We start from the raw sequence: 19,640 nt of genomic DNA on the forward strand, positions 1-19,640 counted from the left end.
CTCCTCGCAGGGTCCGAAACGGGGGGAGTTCTCGATGGTCGACGTCGGCAGGGCACGACAACTGTTTGAACTCGGCGTGCTGTCGATGGGTATTGCGGTCGAGGGCACCGATCCGGTGGACAATCCGCAGCAGGCGGCACTCGCCTTCACCCGCGCGAGCGAGTGGGACCCGGGCATGGCCGACGCCTGGATCGGTCGTCTCGCGTGCGGACCGGCGGCCGTCGGTACGGGCGACGCGGTCAACGAGGCGCTGCTGGCGGTGTATCGCCACCGCGATGCGATCGGTCGCGAACAGCGTCGGCTCGGGCTGCCGCCGGGACTTCTCGTCGGCCGCTGGTACACCGGGATGTTCATCGACTATCCGCTCGTCGACGCCGACCACGCCGTCGCCGCGTACGCCGCCACCCTCATCCGCGGGCACGACCTCGCCGGGGCCGCCGAGGTCCTGTCACAGATCACCGGCGACGCACCGATCGCCGAGTTCATGACGGGCGTGCTGCACTTCTCGGCGCAACGCTGGCCCGATGTCCTGACCGCACTGGGGCGAACCGACTCATGGTCCGACGAGTATCTGGGTAGTGCCGCGGACTACATGTGCGGCAGCGCGTGCGTGCAACTGGGCATGTTCACCGAGGGGCTGCGCCGGCTGCAGCGGGCCATCGACGGCCCGATCCCCTCCTGCGCGACCCGGGCGCTGTTCGCTCTCGGGCTCGCCCTGCGGGAGACCGGTCAGGAGGATCAGGCGCGCGCCGCCTTCGAGCAGGCATTTTCCCGGGATCCGGCGTTCACCGCGGCCGCCGACGCGATGCGCAGCCAGACCCTGCGGCTGACCGTGACGAGCGCCGAGGAGATCGCGGCACGGGCCGACATGTGGGACCCGGCGTCGACACCCGGCACCGACTCCGCGGACCCGGCCTCGGTCGACGGCGACGACCTCGTCGCCCGGGCGCAACGTGATCTCGACGCACAGATCGGTCTGGAGTCGGTCAAAGAGCAAGTGGCCAAACTGAAGTCGGCGGCGACACTGGCCCGAATCCGGGCCGATCGCGGGCTGTCGACGTCGGCGCGCAGCCTGCATCTGGCGTTCACCGGACCACCCGGTACCGGTAAGACGACGATCGCCCGGGTGATCGCCACACTGTACTGCGGACTCGGATTCATCAAGTCCGACAAGGTGATCGAGGCAACCCGACGAGATCTGGTCGGCGAGCACCTCGGCTCCACCGCGATCAAGACGTCAACGCTGATCGACTCCGCGATGGACGGGGTGCTGTTCATCGACGAGGCGTACACGCTGATCCAGCAAGGCCTGTCCGGGGGCGACGCTTTCGGCCGGGAGGCCGTCGACACCCTGCTCGCGCGAATGGAGGACGACCGCGACCGGCTGGTGGTCATCATCGCCGGCTACGACGCCGAGATCGACCGCTTCCTCGCCGCCAACGAGGGGTTGGGCTCGCGCTTCGCCCGCCGCGTCCGGTTCGAGTCCTACACCCCGAGCGAGCTGGCCCGCATCGGCGAGTTCCTGGCCGCGCAACGGGATTCGATCCTCACGGCAGAGGCGATGGCCGAACTAGAGCAGTCATGCACACCGCTGTATCACGATGTGCGCCAAGGCACCGGCGGAACCCAGCGGGCCACCGACCTCGCCGGCAACGGCCGGTTCATCCGCAACATCATCGAGGCCGCCGAAGAGGAACGCGAGGTGCGTCTGTCAGCGGGCGGTGATCTGGAGAACCTCACCCACGACGAACTGATGCGCATCGAGGTCGCCGACCTGCGTGCCGCGCTGAACTCGGTGCTGTCGGGCCTGGCGCTGGCCAGAAGTCACGCATGAACACGGAGTCACCCATGAGTACCGAATCACCCATGAGCACCCACCGAATCCGGGTGGCGATCATCGCGCTCGCGGTGGTGGTGTTCGCGGCGGTGCCCGCGTGCACCGTCAGCGGCGACCCGGTGGCCGACCCGTCGGCCGCGTCGATCTCCACGACGACCACCGACCCGGACGCCACCACCGACTCCCCCGATCCCGACGACTCCACGGCTCCCGATGCGACAGAACCGGATTCGACCCAGCCCGATTCCACCCAGCCCGATTCGAGCACCGAAGCGCCGATCAGCGACGTGCCCGCGCCACCGAACTCGACGACGATGACGTGCAGCCAGTTCGTGACGCTGGATCGGTCGACGCAGGCGGCGGTGTTGCGCGCCAACGGCGCCACCGCCGACAACACCCGACTCGGGGTGGTCATCGACATCTACACCACCGTGTGTCCCGGCTACCCCGATGCGCTCATCGCCGACCTCGTCGCCGGACGCCTACCGAACTGACCGGGCGGCGCAATCCGAGCCGGTCCTCAACTCGCAGACGTCACCGCGATGATGCGTTCGGTGAGTTCCGGTCGGCAGATCACCAGATCGGGCAGGTAGGTGTCGTCGCGGTTGTAGACCAGTGGCGACCCGTCGATCCGGCCGCACCACAAGCCCTTTGCCCGTGCCACCGCGACGGGCGCCGCCGAATCCCATTCGTATTGGCCACCGGCGTGCACGTAGGCGTCGGCCTCACCGCGCACCACGGCCATCGCCTTGGCGCCTGCCGATCCCATCGACAACACCTCGCCGCCGATCGCGTCGGCCACCGGCTGCGAGAACGCCGGGGGCCGCGAGCCGCTCACCACCACCCGCGGCAGCTCGCCCTTCGGGGTACTCGCCAGTCCGTCGGTGGGCGTGATCGGAAGGTCGTCGTCGACGTAGGTGACTCCCAGCGCGGGCAGTGCCACGGCCCCCGCGATCAGTGTGCCGCCACCGTCGGCCGACCACAGCGCCACATGGACCGCCCAGTCGGTATGCCCGTCCATACCGTATTCGCGTGTGCCGTCGACCGGGTCGACGATCCACACGCGCTGCGCACCCAGTCGCGACTTGTCGTCGGCGGACTCCTCCGAGAGCACCGCGTCGTCGGGCCGTTCCTCGGCGAGGCGGCGCATCAGCAGGTCGTTGGAACGCAGGTCCCCCTCCTTGCCGAGATCCTTGCCCGTCAAGCCGCTCGTCGCACGGATGTCCAGCAGCAGATGTCCTGCCACCGTGGCCAACTCACCGGCGAGTGCGCGATCGTCCATCCTCGTCTCCCATGCTCGATTCCCGGATCGGCCCGCGACTTCCGCGCGCCACCTCTCGGGGCACTACAGGCCCAGATTACGCAGGACCGCGTCGGCGGCCTCCGACGGGGAACCGTCGGCGGGGGTGACGACGAGGTCGGCGTGCTCGGGGCGTTCGTAGGGCGAGTCGATGCCGGTGAATTGGCTGATCTCACCACGTCGGGCCTTGGCGTACAAGCCTTTCGGGTCACGGCGCTCGCATTCGTCGAGGGGGGTGTCGACGAAGATCTCGAAGAACGGCAGTCCGCGTTCGGCATGGATCTCGCGCGCCCGGGTGCGCTCGTCACCGAACGGCGAGATGAGCGAGACGATCGCGATGGATCCGGAGTCGGCGAACAGTGCCGCGACCTCGGCGGTGCGCCGGATGTTCTCGCGGCGGTCGTCGTCGCCGAATCCGAGGTCGGAGTTCAGCCCGTGCCGCAGGTTGTCGCCGTCCATCAGGTAGGCGGGCCGCCCCTCGGCGACGAATCTTCTCTCGAGTTCCATTGCCAGTGACGACTTTCCGGACCCCGACAACCCGGTCAGCCACACCGTCGCGCCGGCGTACGGCCGATGCTCTCGACCGACCTTGGTGGTCTGCCAGACGATGTGGCTGTCGTGGCTGACCGGGGCGGTGATCATGCCGGCACCGACCGTCTTGTTGGTGGACTCGTCGATGAGGATGAAGCTCCCCGTTTCCCGGTTGCGTCGATACGAATCGAACATGACGGGCTGCTGCGTGCGCAGCGTCACGCGCGCGATCTCGTTGAGGTGCAACGACGTCGCCGCCTCGTCGCGGTGCAGGGTGTTGACGTCGAGACGGTAGGTGAGGCCGGTGATCTCGGTGCGGGTGGTACGCGTACCGGCGATCAGCGCGAACCTGCTGCGCTCGGTCAGCGTCGAGTCCTCCGAGAACCAGCACACCATCGCGTCGATGTCACGGCTCACGTAGGGCCGGTTGTTCGGTCGGGCGAGCATGTCACCGCGGACGATGTCGATCTCGTCGGCGAGTTCGATCGAGCACGCCATCGAGGCGAACGCCTCGTCGACCTTGGTCCCGCCGGGGCCCCAGATCTCGGTGATGGTGGTGGTGAAACCACTGGGCAGCACCACGATCTCATCGCCGCGGGCGAAGACCCCGCCGGCCACCGTGCCGGCGTAGGCGCGGTGATCGGCGCCGTCACTGCGCTGTGGCCGGATCACGTACTGGACCGGCATCCGCGCGTCGATGAGGTTGCGGTCGGAGGCGATGTGCACATTCTCCAGATGACTCAGCAGTGTTCGACCCTGATACCAGTCCATCGCCGCCGAGGCGTCGACGACGTTGTCGCCGCGCAGCGCCGAGATCGGGATGAACGTGATCTCACCGACGTTGAGCTTGGCAGCGAAATCGGAGAATTCCGAACATATCTCGTCGAAACGCGCTCGGGACCAGTCGACGAGGTCCATCTTGTTGACGCAGACCGTCAGGTGCGGGATGCCGAGCAGCGACGACAGGAAGGCGTGCCGCCGGGTCTGTTCGAGAACACCCTTGCGTGCGTCGATGAGGATGATCGCGAGGTTCGCGGTCGACGCGCCGGTGACCATGTTGCGGGTGTACTGCACATGCCCCGGCGTGTCGGCGATGATGAATTTTCTTCTCGGCGTGGAGAAGTAGCGGTAGGCGACGTCGATGGTGATGCCCTGTTCACGTTCGGCGCGCAGACCGTCGGTGAGCAGTGCCAGATTCGCGTACTCGTCACCGCGCTCGGCACTGGTCCGTTCGATCGACTCGAGCTGATCGGCGAAGATCGATTTCGCGTCGTAGAGCAGTCGACCGATCAACGTCGACTTCCCGTCGTCGACCGACCCCGCGGTCGCGATGCGTAGGAGTTCTCCTGTGGCGCCGGGCATCTCGGCCTGAGGCGTCTGAGTCTGGGGCATCGGAGTCTGGGGCATCGGGATCTGGGGCATCAGAAGTAACCTTCCTTCTTGCGGTCTTCCATACCCGCTTCGGAGATGCGGTCGTCGGCGCGGGTGGCGCCTCGCTCGGTGATCCGCGTCGCCGCCACCTCCGCGATGACCTTGTCGACGGTGTCGGCGTCGCTGAGGACGCAGCCCGTGCAGGTGGCATCGCCCACCGTCCGGAATCGCACACGCTCGGTGTGTGGCTGCTCGTCCGGCAGACGTTCGAGGAACCGCGTGTCCGCCAACAGCATTCCGTCGCGCGGTATCACCTGACGGTCGTGTGCGTAGTAGATCGACGGCAGCTCGATGTGCTGTTCGGCGATGTATTGCCAGATGTCGAGTTCGGTCCAATTGCTCAACGGGAACACCCGGATGTGCTCGCCCTTGTGGTGGCGGCCGTTGTAGAGGTGCCACAGCTCGGGCCGCTGGGCGCGCGGGTCCCACGTGCCGAACTCGTCCCGGAAACTGAAGACACGTTCCTTGGCCCGAGCCTTCTCCTCGTCGCGGCGCGCCCCGCCGAACACCGCATCGAATCCGTTCTCGGTGATGCCACGGAGCAACGCGGTGGTCTGCAGCCGATTGCGGCTCGCACCCGGTCCGGTCTGCTCGACGACGCGACCGGCGTCGATGTCGTCCTGCACCGAACTCACCACCAGCCGCACGCCGGTCGCGGCGACCACCCGATCGCGGTAGTCGATGACCTCGTCGAAGTTGTGCCCGGTGTCGACGTGCATCAGCGGGAACGGGATCGGGGCCGGCCAGAACGCTCGGCGGGCGAGGTGGAACATCACCACCGAGTCCTTGCCACCGGAGAACAGCAACACCGGCCGCTCGAAGGTCGCCGCGACCTCGCGGAAGATGTGGACCGACTCGGCCTCGAGTGCGTCGAGATGACTCAGCTCGTAGTGGCCCCGTACGGGTGTGCTCGCGGATGACGCTGTCACTCTGCGCTCCCTTGACATGTCGAATATTCGACACTCAGTATTGACTATGTGACGGACACGCTAGGCGGTGCGGATGGGCCGGGTCAACAACCATCCGGCCCATCGGTGACACGGTCACCGTCCCCGCCAACTGCACGGGTTGTGGAGATCGTCGAGGTCCTCGGGACCGCCGATGGCCCGTTGTCCCTCGCCGACATTGTCCGCCGAACCGGGCACTCCCGCGCCACGGCACACGCGATCCTCGGCGAATTGACGGCTCGCGGATGGGCCACGCGCCTTCCCGACGGCAACTATTCGACGGGTGGCCGCCTCATCGGCCTCGCCACCGCGATCTCCCGGACCGACCATCTCACGCGCCGAGCCGGCCCTCTTCTCGACGCGCTCGCCGAACAGTTGGGCCTGCACTGCTTTCTGGCACGACGGGTCGGTGACGAGATCACCATCGTGGTCGGGTCGGCGCCACCTGTCCGGGCTCTCGGCTCGGCGGCGTGGCTGACCAGCGGCGCCCGCATGCCGCTGCGGCCTCCGGTGTGCCGTGAATTTCTCGCATGGGCGCCACCGGCCGAGCGCGCATCGTGGATCGCCATGGCCCCGGCCTCCCTGCGCACCCGTCTCGCACTCGTCCTCGACGCGGTCCGCGAGCGTGGCGTCTCCATCGAGCGGATGACCGACGACCACGTCACCCTGATGGCCACGCTGGACTCGTTGGAGGTACCCGCCGGCGTGCGGGTTCGCGTCGACGAACTCCTCGAACAGATCAGCACCATCGACTATCTGCCCGACGAGCTCACCGACGACGCGGTCGCCGCGGTCACCATCGGCGCACCGATCTTCGACGCCGGCGGCGCCGTTCACGCCTCGGTCGTGGTCTGCCCGCGCGGTCGGGTGGATCGCACCGAACTCGATCACCTCGTCGACGCGGCGCGTGGATGCGCTGCGGAACTCTCCGAGGGCCCTGCAGGCCACCCAACGGGAGATCGCACCTGACACTCGCCCCGTAGCGATCACCATCGCCCAGTTTAGTAAGTAGTTAGCAACTGGTAACTTTGCTATATGGCATCGAGGATGAGCGGCGCAGACCGCAGGGCTCAGATCCTGGCAATAGCAGCGGAGGAGTTTGCAGCATTCGGCCTCCACGGAGCGTCGACGGAGTCGATCGCCCAATCCGCGGGGATCACACAGGCCTACATATTTCGGATCTTCGGCACCAAGAAGGCGTTGTTCCTCGAGCTGGTGCGGGCAGCATTCACCCGGGTCAGCCAGGGAATGACTGCAGCCGCCGGCGAGACCACCGGACTCGCCGGCCTCTCAGAGATGGGCGCGCAGTACTACGACCTGCTCGCCGACAGAACCGGATTACTGCTGCAGTTGCAGGGATTGGCGGCATGCGGAGACCCCGAGGTGCGCGAAACCGTCCGGGAGTGCTTCGCAGCGCTGTGGGACACAGTCGACCATGGCACCGGACTCGAACCGGTGACAGTGAAGACATTTCTCGCATACGGCATGCTCCTCAACGCGGGCGCGGCTCTCGACGTCAACGACATCGACGCGCCTTGGGCCGACGGCGTCCGCACACGCATTCGGCCAGGTCTCTTCGCGCACATCACGACCGAGACCAACCGATGACCCGCGGCAACCCGGAGGACACGGACATCTCGCGACCCGACCGTCGGCTCGGTGTTTCACTCGTGTGCACCGCCTTGGCGGCGGCGGTGATCGGAAGCGTGGGAGCACCGTTGATCACTGCGGTCGCGACCGGCCTGCATGTGTCACTCGACGCCGCGCAATGGACGCTCACGGTGACGTTGTTCACCGGCGCGATCGCGAGTCCGGTACTCGGCCGACTCGGGAGCGGACCGGCTCGGCGCGCCACAATCCTGGCTACCCTGTCCCTGGTTGCCGTGGGCGGCATCCTGACGGTCATCGCCGCACCCTTGTGGGTTCTGCTCGTCGGTCGCGGTCTCCAGGGGCTCGCCGTCGGAGTCGTCGCACTGCTGATGAGTGTTGCGCGCGAACATCTTTCACCACAGCACTCGTCTTCGACCATCGCCGCCCTCTCAGTCGCGTCAACCGTAGGGATCGGGGTCGGTTATCCGCTGGTCAGCTTTGTCGACCAGGCCACGGGTTTACGCGCCGCATACGGCATCGGGCTCGCTTTGTCTGTTGTCGCGTTGATCGTCGCGTGGCGATCACTGCCCGCCGAGAAGCCTGGTCCGCGTCCGACGATCGATATCGGAGGGGCGGCGATGCTCGCGGTCGGAATGTTCGGCGTATTGCTGATCATCGCCGACCCCGCCTTATGGCAGGCACCGAGGGCAGCTGTGGCCACCGTTGTCGGTGCACTGGTCGCAATCGCCGCATTCGTTGCCATCGAACTCCGAAGCCGTTCCCCTCTGGTGAACCTACGGCTGATGGGCCGCGCTCGGCTATTGCGGGCGAACCTCGCGATGCTGATCGCTGCGGTAGGTCTCTACTTGCTCTTCAGCCTGATGACCAGATACGTCCAGACGCCCGCGGCCGCCAACTACGGATTCGCACTTCCGGGTATAGCGGCAGGAGCGTCGCTCATTCCGTTTTCGCTGCTCGGATTCGTGGCAGCGAGAACGACTCCGCTTCTACGTGGTCGCCTGACCGAAGGGTGGGTGTACGCACTGTCGGCAATGCCTGCCATTGCTGCCGCAGCGGTGTTCGTCGTCGCTCACAACTCTCTGGCCGCTGTGCTGGTCGCAATCGCGCTGCTCGGCTATGCGGTCGGCGGCATCTCCGCCGCCATGCCCGGGCTTCTGCTGGTCGGCGTGCCACAGGACGAGACCTCGAGCGTGCTCTCCATCAATCAGATCGTCCGAGCGATGGGTTTCAGCGCGGGCAGCGCCGTCGCAGGCTTCCTCCTCGCCTCCGCGACGCCGCCCGATTCTCTTCTGCCGGCCGTCGGTGGCTACCAAACCGCAGCCCTGTGGGCGATCGTCCCTCTTGGACTGAGCGTTCTCCTCGTCGCTCTCGCCCGACCGGGCCACTACCAACCAAGCACTTGCTAGGTTACGCTCGGTGACATGAGCGACGCCGTCATCCCGTCACCCCTGGGTCCCGACGATCTCGGACCCGACACCTCCCCGGTCGCCTACGAGGTCGGCGGTCCGGCAGGCGCGGTCGCCTACGTGACCCTCAACCGACCCGAGTACCGCAACGCGCAGAACTCGGTGATGACGTATTCGCTCGACGCCGCGTTCCGGAAGGCCGTCGACGACGCGTCGGTGAAGGTCATCGTGTTGCGGGCCAACGGTAAGCACTTCTCGGCCGGGCACGACATCGGTACTCCGGAGCGTGATTTCGACACCTACTACGAGAATGCTGCTGTCCTGCACTGGGATCACACCGACAAGTCGGGTGCCGATCAGCGACTGGCCCGTGAGATGGAGGTCTACATGGGGATGTGTCGCCGGTGGCGCGACATCCCCAAGCCGATGATCGCCGCGGTGCACGGGGCATGTATCGCCGGCGGACTCATGCTGGCGTGGGTCTGCGACTTCATCGTCGCCTCCGACGACGCCTTCTTCTCCGATCCGGTCGCCCGCATGGGCATCCCCGGCGTCGAGTACTTCGCCCATGCCTACGTCCTCGGGCCCCGCCGGGCCAAGGAGATCCTGTTCACCGGCGAGCGGTTCACCGCGTCCCAGGCCGCCGAGTGGGGCATGGTCAATCATGTCGTCGAGCGAGATGGCCTCGCGGGCAAGGTGAACGGCATCGCCGAGAAGATCGTCGAGATGCCGATGCAGGGGCTGTTCCTGTCGAAGAAGGCGGTCAACATCTGCGAGGACCAGATGGGTATGCGCAACGCGATGGACTCGGTCTTCGGTTGGCACCACTTCGCGCACTCGGCCAATGCCGAATCCTCCGGCGGGGATTCGCTGGGCGGCATGGACGCGAAGTCGATGAAGAGCGCCGCCGCCGGGGCGGGGTCCTGACGTGGACTATCTGTTGGACGATGCGGCACAAGCATTTCGGGCGGAGATCCGCAGCTGGCTCGCCGAGCATGTTCCCGCGGAGCCGTTGCCGTCGATGGACACCGCCGAGGGCTTCGAGGCGCATCGCGAGTGGGAACGAACGATGGCGGCCGACCGGATGTCGGTGGTCAGCTGGCCCGAAGAGTACGGCGGTCGTGACGAGCCGCTGCTGCACTGGCTGATCTTCGAAGAGGAGTACTACCGCTCCGGCGCACCCGGCAGGGTCAGCCAGAACGGCATCTTCCTGTTGGCGCCCACGCTGTTCGAGCACGCGAGCACCGAACAGCTGTCCCGGATCATGCCGCGGATGGCACGCGCCGACGACATCTGGGGTCAGGCGTGGAGCGAACCGGAAGCCGGCAGCGACCTGGCGTCGCTGCGCTCGAGTGCCACCCGCACCGACGGCGGATGGCTGCTGAATGGCCAGAAGACGTGGAGTTCGCGGTCGTCCTTCGCCGATCGCGCATTCGGTCTGTTCCGCACCGACAAGTCCGCGCAACGCCATAAGGGCTTGACCTACTTCATGTTCGACCTGCGTGGCGACGGGGTGACGGTGCGTCCGATCGCCCAGCTCGACGGCGAACCCGGTTTTGCGGAACTGTTCCTCGAAGACGTTTTCGTCCCAGACGACCCGGCCGATCCCGCCGGGTCGGGGGTGATCGGAGAGGTCGACAACGGGTGGCGGGTGGCGATGAGCACCGCCGCCAACGAGCGCGGACTGTCGCTGCGCTCCCCCGGCCGGTTCCTCGCCACCACCGACCGGCTCGTCGAACTGTGGAAGGCATGCGGCGACCGTGTTCCGCCCGCCGCGGCGACCGACAAGGGCGTCGCGGACGCGTGGATCGGTTCCCGCGCATACGAGTTGTCGACGTATCAGACCGTGAGCCGGCTCGCCGCCGGCGGTCAGCTCGGCCTGGAGTCGTCGATCAACAAGGTGTTCTGGAGTCAGTGGGACATCGCAGCCCACGAGACCGCCCTGGACCTGCAGGGCGTCGACGCCGAACTCGACGACGCGTGGCTCGACGGCTACCTGTTCTCGCTGTCGGGACCGATCTATGCCGGCACCAACGAGATTCAACGCAATGTGATCGCCGAGCGACTCCTCGGCCTACCGCGGGGGGATCGCTGACATGGATTTCCTGCTCGCCGAATACCACAACGACCTCGCCTCCAGCGTGGATGCGCTGATGACCAAGGCCGACAGTCCCGCCGTCGCCCGCGCATGGGCCGCCGGCGACCGGGCGCCGGCCGCCAAGGTCTTCGGCCAACTCGCCGAGATCGGTGTCTTCGGGCTCCTCATCGACGACGAACACGGCGGCGCCGGCGCGGGAGCGGTCGAGATGGTGGTCGTCGCCGAGGTTCTGGGCCGGCACGGCGTTCCCGGCCCCCTGGCCGAAACATTGGCCTTCGCACCGACTCTGCTCGCCGGCACCGATGCCGCCGACGACCTCGGCGCCATTGCCGGGGGCCTGCTGGTGTCGGTGGCTGCGGCGCCGTGGGCGCCTCGCGCCGCCGATGCCGACGCCGCGTCACAGGTGTACCTCCTCGCCGACGGCACCTTGTCCACGGCGCAGATCACCGCCACCCACCGCACGGTGGACCCGGCCCGCACCGTCTCCGAGGTGAGCGCGGTCGATCCGGTCGCCACCGAGGTGAACGGTACCGCCGCAGCCGATCTCGGCGCGCTGGCCACCGCCGCCCAGTTACTCGGCCTGGGTGATCGGATGCTGTCGATCGCGTCGGAGTACGCGGTGGCACGCAAACAGTTCGGTCGCGCCATCGGCTCCTTCCAGGCCGTCAAGCACCATCTGGCCGATGTTGCCATCGCGTTGGAGATGGCACGGCCGCTGATTCACGGCGCGGCCGTCGGCGTCGACGGCGGCGCCCCGGAGGGCACCGATGTGGGCCGCGACATCTCCGCGGCGAAAGTGGCCGCCGCCGATGCGGCGTACCTGGCGTCGCGTCAGGCTCTGCAGGTACTCGGGGCGATCGGGTACACCGCCGAGCACGATCTCTCCCTGTATCTGACCAAGACCCGCGCCCTGATCGGCGCGTGGGGTACCCCCGCCGCGCATCGGGCGCGAATCCTGGAGACGCTGTGACCACCGAACCCACTGTGCGCGAATCCATCTCCACCGAGGAACAAGAGGCTCTGCGGGAGTCGATTGCCGCGTTGCTCACGCAGCGGGGTGGTTCTGCCGCGCTGCGTACGTCGATGACAACAACACCACGCATCGACCGGGGGTTATGGCAGACGCTGTCGACGGAGATCGGTGTCACGGCACTGCCGATTCCCGAGGAGTTCGGTGGCGCCGGAGCGAGCTTCCTCGAGACCGCAGTGGTGCTCGAGGAACTCGGCGGCGCGCTGTCGGTGGTGCCGGTGTTCTCGGCGGCGCTCGCGAGCGCCGCGCTGCTGGCCGCCGGTGATGATGCGGCCTCGGAGCGGTTGCTGCCCGCGATCGCCGCGGGGACGTCGATCGTCGCGCTGTGTTGGGCGGCACCGTCGGGGTGGTCGTCGTCCGGTGTCCACGCGGAGGCCGGACTGCTCTCGGGCACAGCCCATTACGTCCTCGATGCGGAGTCCGCCGATCATCTGCTCGTCATTGCCGGCACCGACGCCGGACTTACCGTCCACGACGTGGATGCCCGTGCCGAAGGCGTGACGATCACTCCGCAACCACTGCTCGACCCGACACGTCCGCTCGCATCGGTCACTTTCGACGATGTGCCGGCCGAGACGATCACCGCCGGCGCCGGAACAGTGGACGCGATCCGGACCGCGGCCTGGGCTCTGATGTCGGCGGAGCAGGTCGGTGGCGCCGCCCGTGCCCTCGATCTGACAGTCGGATACAGCAAGGAGCGCAACCAGTTCGGCCGTGCCATCGGATCGTTCCAGGCACTCAAACACCGGATGGCCGACATGTATGCACACGTGGCGACGTCTCGCGCGATCTCCCACGCCGCGGTCGAGGCACTCGCCGCCGGTTCGGTCGACGCCGCAGAGCTCGCGGCGGCCGCCCGCGTCCACTGCTCGGAGGCCTACACGAGCGTCGCCGGCGACGCCATCCAGATCCACGGCGGCATCGGCATCACCTGGGAACACGACATCCAGCTGTACTTCAAACGCGCGCAATCGAGTTCCCAGCTGTTCGGCCAACCGCACGAGGTGGTCGCCAACATGGTGAAACGGTTGCGCCTGAACGTCTAGTGCTCGTCGAGACGAACGATCAGCTCGGTGTGGCAACCATGACCTCCAAGGTCATTGACCGGGCAACCCCGCGAACAGTGGAATGGAACCGACGAGAGGAGCTCGATATGACCGCCACCGCCGATTCCAACACCTCCCCCGACATCGACGTTCCACGGTGGCTGCGGATGATCATGCGCAGCGACCGCTTCGGCTCCTCGTCCTACATCGTGGTGAGCCTGTTGTTCGCGCCGATTCTTCTTCTGCTCGACGGGTGGCCGGTGTTGCACACCATCGCGCTCGTGGCGCTCGCACTCGGCGGTCTGTGGCTGGGGCTTCTGGGTATCGCCATGGCCACCGGACTGGCGATCGTTCTCCGCCGCGGCGTCGAGCTTCCGGAGCAGTACTGGAAGACCGTGTTCGACGACTACCCGGCGGCTGATCCGGTTCGGTGACACGGTTGAGAACCAGCACCACCGCACCACGTCTCGAGGCTCCTCGCCTGGCGGCTCGTCACACCTCGACGACCGGAAAGACCCCGCCGACCGGAAAAGACCCTCCCGCCGGTGCAGCTCAGGCCGGTTTTCCCCGACCGACCCACCGTTCGATCACGGCGTTGACGGGACCGACGGCGAACAGCAGGAGCAATGAGTAGAGCCCCGAGCCCGGCACCACCAGCGTGATCACGATCGCGACGGTCAGCAGGATCAGCGTGCCGAAGTCGGGTAGCCGGGCCAGCCAGGCGTCGACGTCGTCGCCGGTGTGGAGCAGTTCGCGGTGCCGGCGGCCCCACATCGACATCACCATCACCGACGCGATCGAGAGCCACAACACCGCCATGTAGAAGACGCTGGCCCCTTTGATGGTGTTCCCACTGATCAGCGCGGTGACGAAGGGCAGCACCACGATGGTCAGCAGCCACGGCAGATGGAGGTTGAAGATCACCCGGTCGTAGTTCTTGAAGTACTCGAAGGTGCCGTGGTGGTTGCGCCACAACGCCCAGATCACGACGAAGCTGATCAGGAAGCTGGTGATCTCGTCGGAATGCTCGTCGAATACCTGCCCCACCGTCGGATCCTGGGCGACGTCGTGGATGATGTCGACGAGCGGCAGGACGAGCAACGTCAACGCGATCGCGACGACGGCATCGGTGAAGGCGATCAGTCGACGGAACCCCTCGTCGGTACGGCGGTCGTACTTCTCGGACATGGGATCAACCCTAGGTCCGATGGCCCGCCGACGATCGCCGACCTCGCGCAATTCGTGGCACCGGCAAGGATGGCTGTCGCACAATACGCACATGGTTGGCCTCGATCCCAGGAAGGGCGCATTCGACGCGGTGATGTTCGGCATCGAGGACGACCCACTGCTGCGGTCGTCGATCACGCTGGTCGCGATGCTCGACCGCGCGCCTGACCTCGAGCGGGTGACCGACCGCACCGAACGACTGACCCGCCTCCAACCGCGCCTACGTCAGCGAGCCGTCGGCAATCCGATGTCGCTGGCTCCGCCGCGCTGGGAGGTCGATCCACATTTCGACGCCGGATTCCACCTGCGGTGGCGGCGCGCACCGGGCGAACGCGAAGCGCTCGTTGAGGTCCTCGACTTCGCAGAGCGGATGAGCGAGGCCGACTTCGACCGCGCGCGCCCGCTGTGGGAGGCCGCGATCATCACCGGTCTCGCCGACGATCAGGCGGCCCTGATCGTGAAGATCCACCACTGCATCACCGACGGCATCGGTGGTCTGGCGATGGCCGCCTCGCTGTTCGACCTCACCCGCGACGCACCGGAACCCGGTGACATGCCGATGATGCCCACCGCCGAACCGTCGAGCCTGATCCATCGGGTCGAGCAGGCTGTGGGGTTCGAGGTCCGTGTCGCCGCCGACGACACCGCCCGGCTCGCACGACTGGCGTTCACGACCGCCAAGACCGCTGTCGCCGACCCCGTGGGTCTGACCCGGCAGGCCGTCGACACCGCGGCGTCGACGATTCGGATGCTCGCACCCAGGGCCGCCCGCTGTCCACCTTGATGTCGGATCGCTCGCTGTCGGTGGACTTCTCGGTGGTGGAGGTACCCCTCGATGCCCTCAAGGCCGCCGCGCGTCGGCACGACACCACGCTCAACACCTGTTTCCTGGCGGTGGTGACCGCAGCGCTGCGCGAATATCACCTTGCGTTGGGCGAGCAACTGCGCCGGGTCCGGGTCAACATGCCGGTCAGTGTGCGTACCGACGCCGACGCGGCAGCCGGGAATCATTGGGTCCCCGCACGTTTCGTGATGCCGGCCGAACCCGCCGACATCGGCGGCCTGCTCCGACGGATCGAGCCCGTGGTGCGGCGGGCCCAACACGATCCGGCGCTGCGCGCCTCGACCGTCGTCTACCAACTGCTCGCCTCGTTACGGCCCCGCTGACCACCTCGATCGCGGGATCGTTGATGAAGGGGGTCGACGTCGCGGCGACAAACGTCCCGGGCCCACCGATGTCGGTCTACACCGCGGGCGCCAAGGTCACCAAGCTGATCCCGTTCGCACCCAAGTCGGGGGCCGCGGTCAACGTGGGACTCATGTCCTACGCCGGCGGCGTCTTCCTCGGCGTGAACTGCGATCCCGCAGCCGTCACCGACAGCCGGTTGCTCACCGAATGCCTGCGCACCGCAATCGCCGATCTGCTGTAGCCACGCGGACCCCAGCCGCCGGACCGGCGTCTGACGGCGGTGATCGACCGCCCGGGCGCAAGCGATCAGGATGTGAAAGCGGTTGTCACGGTGTCCTCGTCGAGACCGTAGTCGGATAGCCGGTAGGTGTGGCGGGGTGCTCGCGCACCCGAACGGCTCTCCTCGTCGAGCACCCGCATCGCCGCTCGTGCCCCGTCGGACACCGATGTCCCCAGCGCTCCATACACGCGGTCGACGACGCCGAACGGGTCTGCTCGCAACTCGTCGAACTCGACGTCGACGAACTGTGCGGGGTCGTATCGCTGTCGGGCACTCGAGAATTCGCGCAGGCCACGCGACCACAGTTCGAGCTGTGAGGCGCCGATCCGCTCGCCGACGAAGGTCGTCGACCACCCCGGGGTGGCATGTTCGGCGAGGCTGCACATGGAGGCGATGATCGTTTCCGGCGCACGATGCGTCTGGATCACCAGCGCATCGGGATAGGTGGCCATCAGCGCATCCAAGGCGAACAGGTGGCTGGGATTCTTGAGTACCCAACGCTTCTCGGGATCGTTGGAGCCGATGAGCGCCAAGTTGCGTTTGTGTCGGGCGTACGCCGGCGTCCAGTCCTGGCCGGCGAGCCAGCGCGAATAGGTGGGCAGATACGCCAGTGACTCGTAGGAGATCGACATCATGCTCTGCCGCAACAACTGCCAGCATTCCTCGACCTCGGACGCATCCATGTAGTGCAGTCCCAGGAACTCCGGGTTCTCCACGTGGTGTTGGGCGAAGCCCGCGTTGATCTGTGTGAACACCGGGTTGTCCGACCACGTCTCGCGCGGCGGACGCGGCTGCGGGACGTCGCACAACCACATCTCGAGGCCCTGATGGGCGGGATCGGCGGTGAGCAGCCGATGCAACGCGGTGGTCCCGGTCCGTGGCAGCCCGGTGACGAAGATCGGCCGGGTGATCGGCACGTCGACGTAGCCGGGGTTGGCTTTCCACGACGCCTCGCTCAGCAGCCGCGCCACCAGCGCCCCCTTGAGGAAGAACCGGAACATCTTGCTACCGAGTTCGGTGAGCCCGGCTTCCTCGGCGTACGAGGTGAGCAGGATCGCCAGCGCCTCGCGGTACCCGTCGTCGCCGAAGTCGTCCAAACCGGTTGCCCGCATGGCCGATTCGTGGAGGTCGTCGACGGTACCCACCGTCGTCAACGTTGACCTAGTCATGGTACTCACCGCAGTTCACGTCGAGGGTGTGTCCGGTGATGGCGCGGGCCATCGGCGAGGCGAGGAAGACCACCGCGTCGGCGATCTCGTCCGGCTCGGGTAGCCGATGGAGGTCGGAGCGGCCCGCCGTCTGCTCGTACACCTGCTCGGGGGTGATGCCGTACTTCTTGGCCACCTCGCCGAAGTACCACTTCAGTTGGTCGTCCCAGATGTAGCCGGGTGCCACCGAGTTGATCCGAATCCCCTTGTCCCCCAGCTCGGTGGCCAGTGTCTGCGACATCGCGAGCATCGCCGACTTGGCCAGCTTGTAACTGCCGTAGCGGGGTTCGGAGTGGCGGATCACCATCGAGTTGATGTTGACGATCGACCCGTCCCGCTCGGCAAGGGCGTCGGTGAAGGCCTTGATCACGCGCAGGGTGCCGAGCACGGTCAGGTCCAGACTCGCGGTGATCTGGTCGAAGTCGGTGCGGGCCAGGGGTTTCATCGACGGCAGCGCGAACGCGTTGTTCACCAGCACATCGACGCCACCGAACTCGCCGACGGCGGCGCTCACCAGTGTGTCGACGGCGTCGTCGTCGGTGATGTCGGTGGGTACGACGAGCGTGGGCGTGTCGAGTTCGGCGGCCACCTCCTTGAGCCTGGATTCGGTCCGAGCCGCGAGCACCACACTCGCTCCGGCAGCCGCGGCCCGAACACAGATCGAGCGTCCGAGCCCGGGCCCGACGCCCGACACGACGACGACCTTGCCGGCCAGTAGTCCGTCACTCATGCGAGCATCCTCTCGGCAAAGCCTCGCTGCCGCTGTGCTATTCGCTGCGCCCAGCCGGCCGCGTCGACCCGGTTGTGCTCGAGATACGGTAGATGCGCCGCCACGTCGCCGACGTCGATGACCTGCGCCGTCGGGCCCTGTTCGCCGGTGATCGGTCGCTCGGTCCGCTGCCAGCGGAACTGCATGATCCCGCGTTCACGCCCGGTGGTCTCGATCCAGTTGGTGATGTGCGGATCGGTATGGGAGATCACCATGCGGATCATCCCGTCGGGATCGACTTGTGCCTGAGCAGAATTCAGGCTCGTTTGATGATGGACGTAGTCCAGCGAGATGTACCAGAGGCTGCCGAGCTGGAATCCCTGGTAGGGCGCGTCGGACTTCGGGACGGTGACGAGGATCGCCGCGTCGGGGGCGAGACGATAGTGGCCGACCGACGAGAACTGGGTGGCCAGCCCACCGGGTGTCAGCCGCGGCGGGGTGAAGGTGTTCACCGGCTCGTCGAGGTAGAACCACTTGGGAAAGTTGAACCAGGTGTTGATGCGCGCGGTCAACATCTTGGCCGCGGTCCGGTAGCGACGCGTGACCCGTTCGAGGTCCGGTTCGGTGGGCGCGGTTCCGCTCGTGTCCACGCGTTCGATGGCGATGGCGCCCTTGCGCTGGGCCCAGTCGGAGTAGACCTCGCGCACCGATAGTGCGGTGGCGCCGTCGGGGAGGACGAACTCGTCCGCGCCGCCCGGTGCGCTGCCCGCGGGGCGGAAGACAATATCGAAGGAACCGTCGTCGGCAATGGTGATGCGCCGGTCGTCGAAGGCGTCGTCACCGCCCGGGACCGCGTCGGGGGTGTAATCCCCGCGCAGCACTTGGAAACTCAGGTCGGCGGTGGTGCCCCGCCGCCCCCAGACCCGGTAGGTGCCTGCGGGGTCGATGTCGGCGTGGTAGTAGAGGGTGTCGGGGTTGTCCAGACCCATCTTGGTGTATGGCCCGGTCGAGGCGACGAACACCGGATGGGTGAGGTTGCGGGTACGGACCAGGTGACCGATCGCCGAGATACTGCCGGCGAGATAGTCGAGCCCCTCGGCCAGATCTTGTTCGCTGCTCACGAATTCCGCTGAGCGGATCAGCTTCTCGGCCTCGGCGATGGCATCGGTGAACGGCTTGGTGGCCTGTTCGGCGATCGTGATACTCGGTGCACTCATAGCCAGGTGTCCCCTCCGGTCCAGGTCAGGAAGTTCTCGAGTTCGGCCTGTGCGGGTGTCACGCGCGGGTGCTCGGTGGAGAGGTATCCGCCTCGATAGAACAGCAACGGCTTGTCCTGCAACACCTCTCCCAGCGTCTGCGCGCGGCCGATGACGATGTGGTGATCACCACCGTCGGCGACCTGCTCGATGGTGCACTCCGCCCAGGTCAGGCAGTGCCGGATGACCGGCAGCCCCGCGGGCGAAGGGTCCCAGACGACGCCGGAGAACTTGTCCTCGCTCGGCGCACCGAAATTCGCGCTCACGTCCTGCTGACGATTCGAGAGCACGTTGACACAAAAGGCACCCCGCTGCTCGATCACCGACCACGTTCGTGAGGTCTTCTGCGGGCAGAACAGCACCAGCGGCGGGTCGAGGGACAGCGCCGCGAACGACTGGCAGGCGAATCCGGCCGGCTGGTCGTCGGCGGTGAGCGTGGTGATCACGGTGACCCCGGTGCAGAACTGCCCCATCGCGGTGCGGAACTGTCGGGAGTCGAAATCGGCGGAGCCGTAGGGGGTATGGGCGCTCATG

The 19,640-nt window shown here is 66.9% G+C and carries 21 protein-coding genes; 13 read left to right on the plus strand and 8 right to left on the minus strand.

Translation table 11 applies throughout. The features are described 5' to 3' along the window. The first annotated feature begins 34 nt into the window (after positions 1-34). Both eccA and J6U32_RS24500 read left to right on the plus strand, forming a co-directional pair. Positions 35-1,834: a type VII secretion AAA-ATPase EccA gene (eccA, locus tag J6U32_RS24495; RefSeq protein WP_208792533.1), complete on the plus strand. Its 1,800-nt coding sequence runs from the start codon at positions 35-37 to the stop codon at positions 1,832-1,834. A 14-nt stretch (positions 1,835-1,848) separates the two neighbouring features. Further along, positions 1,849-2,331: a hypothetical protein gene (locus J6U32_RS24500; protein ID WP_208792534.1), complete on the plus strand. Its 483-nt coding sequence runs from the start codon at positions 1,849-1,851 to the stop codon at positions 2,329-2,331. Between the two features lie 26 nt (positions 2,332-2,357). Here J6U32_RS24500 and J6U32_RS24505 read toward each other — a convergent pair whose 3' ends face one another. From J6U32_RS24505 to cysD, 3 genes are all read right to left on the minus strand, one after another. Next, positions 2,358-3,119: a 3'(2'),5'-bisphosphate nucleotidase CysQ gene (locus J6U32_RS24505; RefSeq protein WP_208792535.1), complete on the minus strand. Its 762-nt coding sequence runs from the start codon at positions 3,117-3,119 to the stop codon at positions 2,358-2,360. A 63-nt stretch (positions 3,120-3,182) separates the two neighbouring features. Next, positions 3,183-5,060 (minus strand): adenylyl-sulfate kinase, encoded by a 1,878-nt coding sequence (gene cysC / locus J6U32_RS24510; RefSeq protein ID WP_244332344.1) that lies wholly within the window; start codon positions 5,058-5,060, stop codon positions 3,183-3,185. Between the two features lie 29 nt (positions 5,061-5,089). After that, positions 5,090-6,046 (minus strand): sulfate adenylyltransferase subunit CysD, encoded by a 957-nt coding sequence (gene cysD / locus J6U32_RS24515; protein ID WP_208792536.1) that lies wholly within the window; start codon positions 6,044-6,046, stop codon positions 5,090-5,092. A gap of 87 nt (positions 6,047-6,133) precedes the next feature. Here cysD and J6U32_RS24520 point away from each other — a divergent pair, with 87 nt between their 5' ends. The 8 genes from J6U32_RS24520 (at position 6,134) to J6U32_RS24555 (ending at position 13,671) form a co-directional block, all read left to right on the plus strand. Then, positions 6,134-7,015 carry an IclR family transcriptional regulator gene (locus tag J6U32_RS24520; protein ID WP_208792537.1) on the plus strand — a complete coding sequence of 294 codons (882 nt, stop codon included), beginning with the start codon at positions 6,134-6,136 and terminating at the stop codon, positions 7,013-7,015. Between the two features lie 78 nt (positions 7,016-7,093). Next, on the plus strand, positions 7,094-7,654 hold the full coding sequence (locus J6U32_RS24525; RefSeq protein WP_208792538.1) for a TetR/AcrR family transcriptional regulator: 561 nt from the start codon (positions 7,094-7,096) through the stop codon (positions 7,652-7,654). A gap of 98 nt (positions 7,655-7,752) precedes the next feature. Then, positions 7,753-9,063 carry an MFS transporter gene (locus J6U32_RS24530; protein WP_244332346.1) on the plus strand — a complete coding sequence of 437 codons (1,311 nt, stop codon included), beginning with the start codon at positions 7,753-7,755 and terminating at the stop codon, positions 9,061-9,063. 15 nt (positions 9,064-9,078) lie between these two features. Continuing rightward, positions 9,079-9,990 (plus strand): enoyl-CoA hydratase, encoded by a 912-nt coding sequence (locus J6U32_RS24535; RefSeq protein WP_208792540.1) that lies wholly within the window; start codon positions 9,079-9,081, stop codon positions 9,988-9,990. Between the two features lies 1 nt (position 9,991). After that, positions 9,992-11,158 carry an acyl-CoA dehydrogenase family protein gene (locus tag J6U32_RS24540; RefSeq protein WP_208792541.1) on the plus strand — a complete coding sequence of 389 codons (1,167 nt, stop codon included), beginning with the start codon at positions 9,992-9,994 and terminating at the stop codon, positions 11,156-11,158. A 1-nt stretch (position 11,159) separates the two neighbouring features. Next, positions 11,160-12,131: an acyl-CoA dehydrogenase gene (locus J6U32_RS24545; protein ID WP_208792542.1), complete on the plus strand. Its 972-nt coding sequence runs from the start codon at positions 11,160-11,162 to the stop codon at positions 12,129-12,131. Continuing rightward, positions 12,128-13,237: an acyl-CoA dehydrogenase family protein gene (locus tag J6U32_RS24550; protein ID WP_208792543.1), complete on the plus strand. Its 1,110-nt coding sequence runs from the start codon at positions 12,128-12,130 to the stop codon at positions 13,235-13,237. Before J6U32_RS24545 ends, J6U32_RS24550 begins: the two co-directional genes overlap by 4 nt. Before the next feature lie 107 nt (positions 13,238-13,344). Continuing rightward, the gene (locus J6U32_RS24555; protein ID WP_208792544.1) at positions 13,345-13,671 is read left to right on the plus strand and encodes a hypothetical protein; all 327 of its coding nucleotides are present in this window, start codon (positions 13,345-13,347) and stop codon (positions 13,669-13,671) included. Between the two features lie 118 nt (positions 13,672-13,789). Here the strand turns inward: J6U32_RS24555 and J6U32_RS24560 are convergent, their stop codons facing one another. Next, entirely contained in the window at positions 13,790-14,425 is a 636-nt protein-coding gene (locus J6U32_RS24560) for a TMEM175 family protein (RefSeq protein WP_208792545.1), read from the minus strand. Between the two features lie 91 nt (positions 14,426-14,516). On the opposite strand from J6U32_RS24560, the gene J6U32_RS27575 reads away from it, so the two are divergent. The 3 genes from J6U32_RS27575 to J6U32_RS27585 are packed head-to-tail and all read left to right on the plus strand — an operon-like array spanning position 14,517 to position 15,894. After that, positions 14,517-15,248 carry a wax ester/triacylglycerol synthase domain-containing protein gene (locus J6U32_RS27575; RefSeq protein ID WP_244332349.1) on the plus strand — a complete coding sequence of 244 codons (732 nt, stop codon included), beginning with the start codon at positions 14,517-14,519 and terminating at the stop codon, positions 15,246-15,248. Next, a complete protein-coding gene (locus J6U32_RS27580) occupies positions 15,248-15,631 on the plus strand; it encodes a hypothetical protein (RefSeq protein ID WP_244332351.1) in 384 nt (127 codons plus the stop codon). Before J6U32_RS27575 ends, J6U32_RS27580 begins: the two co-directional genes overlap by 1 nt. 23 nt (positions 15,632-15,654) lie before the next feature. Further along, positions 15,655-15,894 (plus strand): WS/DGAT domain-containing protein, encoded by a 240-nt coding sequence (locus J6U32_RS27585; RefSeq protein ID WP_244332353.1) that lies wholly within the window; start codon positions 15,655-15,657, stop codon positions 15,892-15,894. 65 nt (positions 15,895-15,959) lie between these two features. On the opposite strand, the gene J6U32_RS24570 is transcribed toward J6U32_RS27585, so the two are convergent. Genes J6U32_RS24570 through hsaB form a run of 4 tightly spaced genes read right to left on the minus strand, consistent with a single transcriptional unit; the run spans position 15,960 to position 19,639 of the window. Next, positions 15,960-17,102, minus strand: coding sequence for a sulfotransferase family protein (locus J6U32_RS24570; protein ID WP_208792546.1), 1,143 nt, complete (start codon positions 17,100-17,102; stop codon positions 15,960-15,962). Next, positions 17,095-17,871, minus strand: coding sequence for an SDR family oxidoreductase (locus J6U32_RS24575; RefSeq protein WP_208792547.1), 777 nt, complete (start codon positions 17,869-17,871; stop codon positions 17,095-17,097). Before J6U32_RS24575 ends, J6U32_RS24570 begins: the two co-directional genes overlap by 8 nt. After that, complete coding sequence (locus J6U32_RS24580; RefSeq protein WP_208792548.1) at positions 17,868-19,067, minus strand: hypothetical protein; 1,200 nt, start codon at positions 19,065-19,067, stop codon at positions 17,868-17,870. The genes J6U32_RS24575 and J6U32_RS24580 overlap by 4 nt, the downstream gene beginning before the upstream one ends. Continuing rightward, positions 19,064-19,639: a 3-hydroxy-9,10-secoandrosta-1,3,5(10)-triene-9,17-dione monooxygenase reductase subunit gene (gene hsaB, locus J6U32_RS24585; RefSeq protein WP_208792549.1), complete on the minus strand. Its 576-nt coding sequence runs from the start codon at positions 19,637-19,639 to the stop codon at positions 19,064-19,066. Before hsaB ends, J6U32_RS24580 begins: the two co-directional genes overlap by 4 nt. Position 19,640 lies beyond the last annotated feature (1 nt).

The organism is Gordonia polyisoprenivorans (assembly GCF_017654315.1).
Lineage (GTDB): Bacteria > Actinomycetota > Actinomycetes > Mycobacteriales > Mycobacteriaceae > Gordonia > Gordonia polyisoprenivorans_A.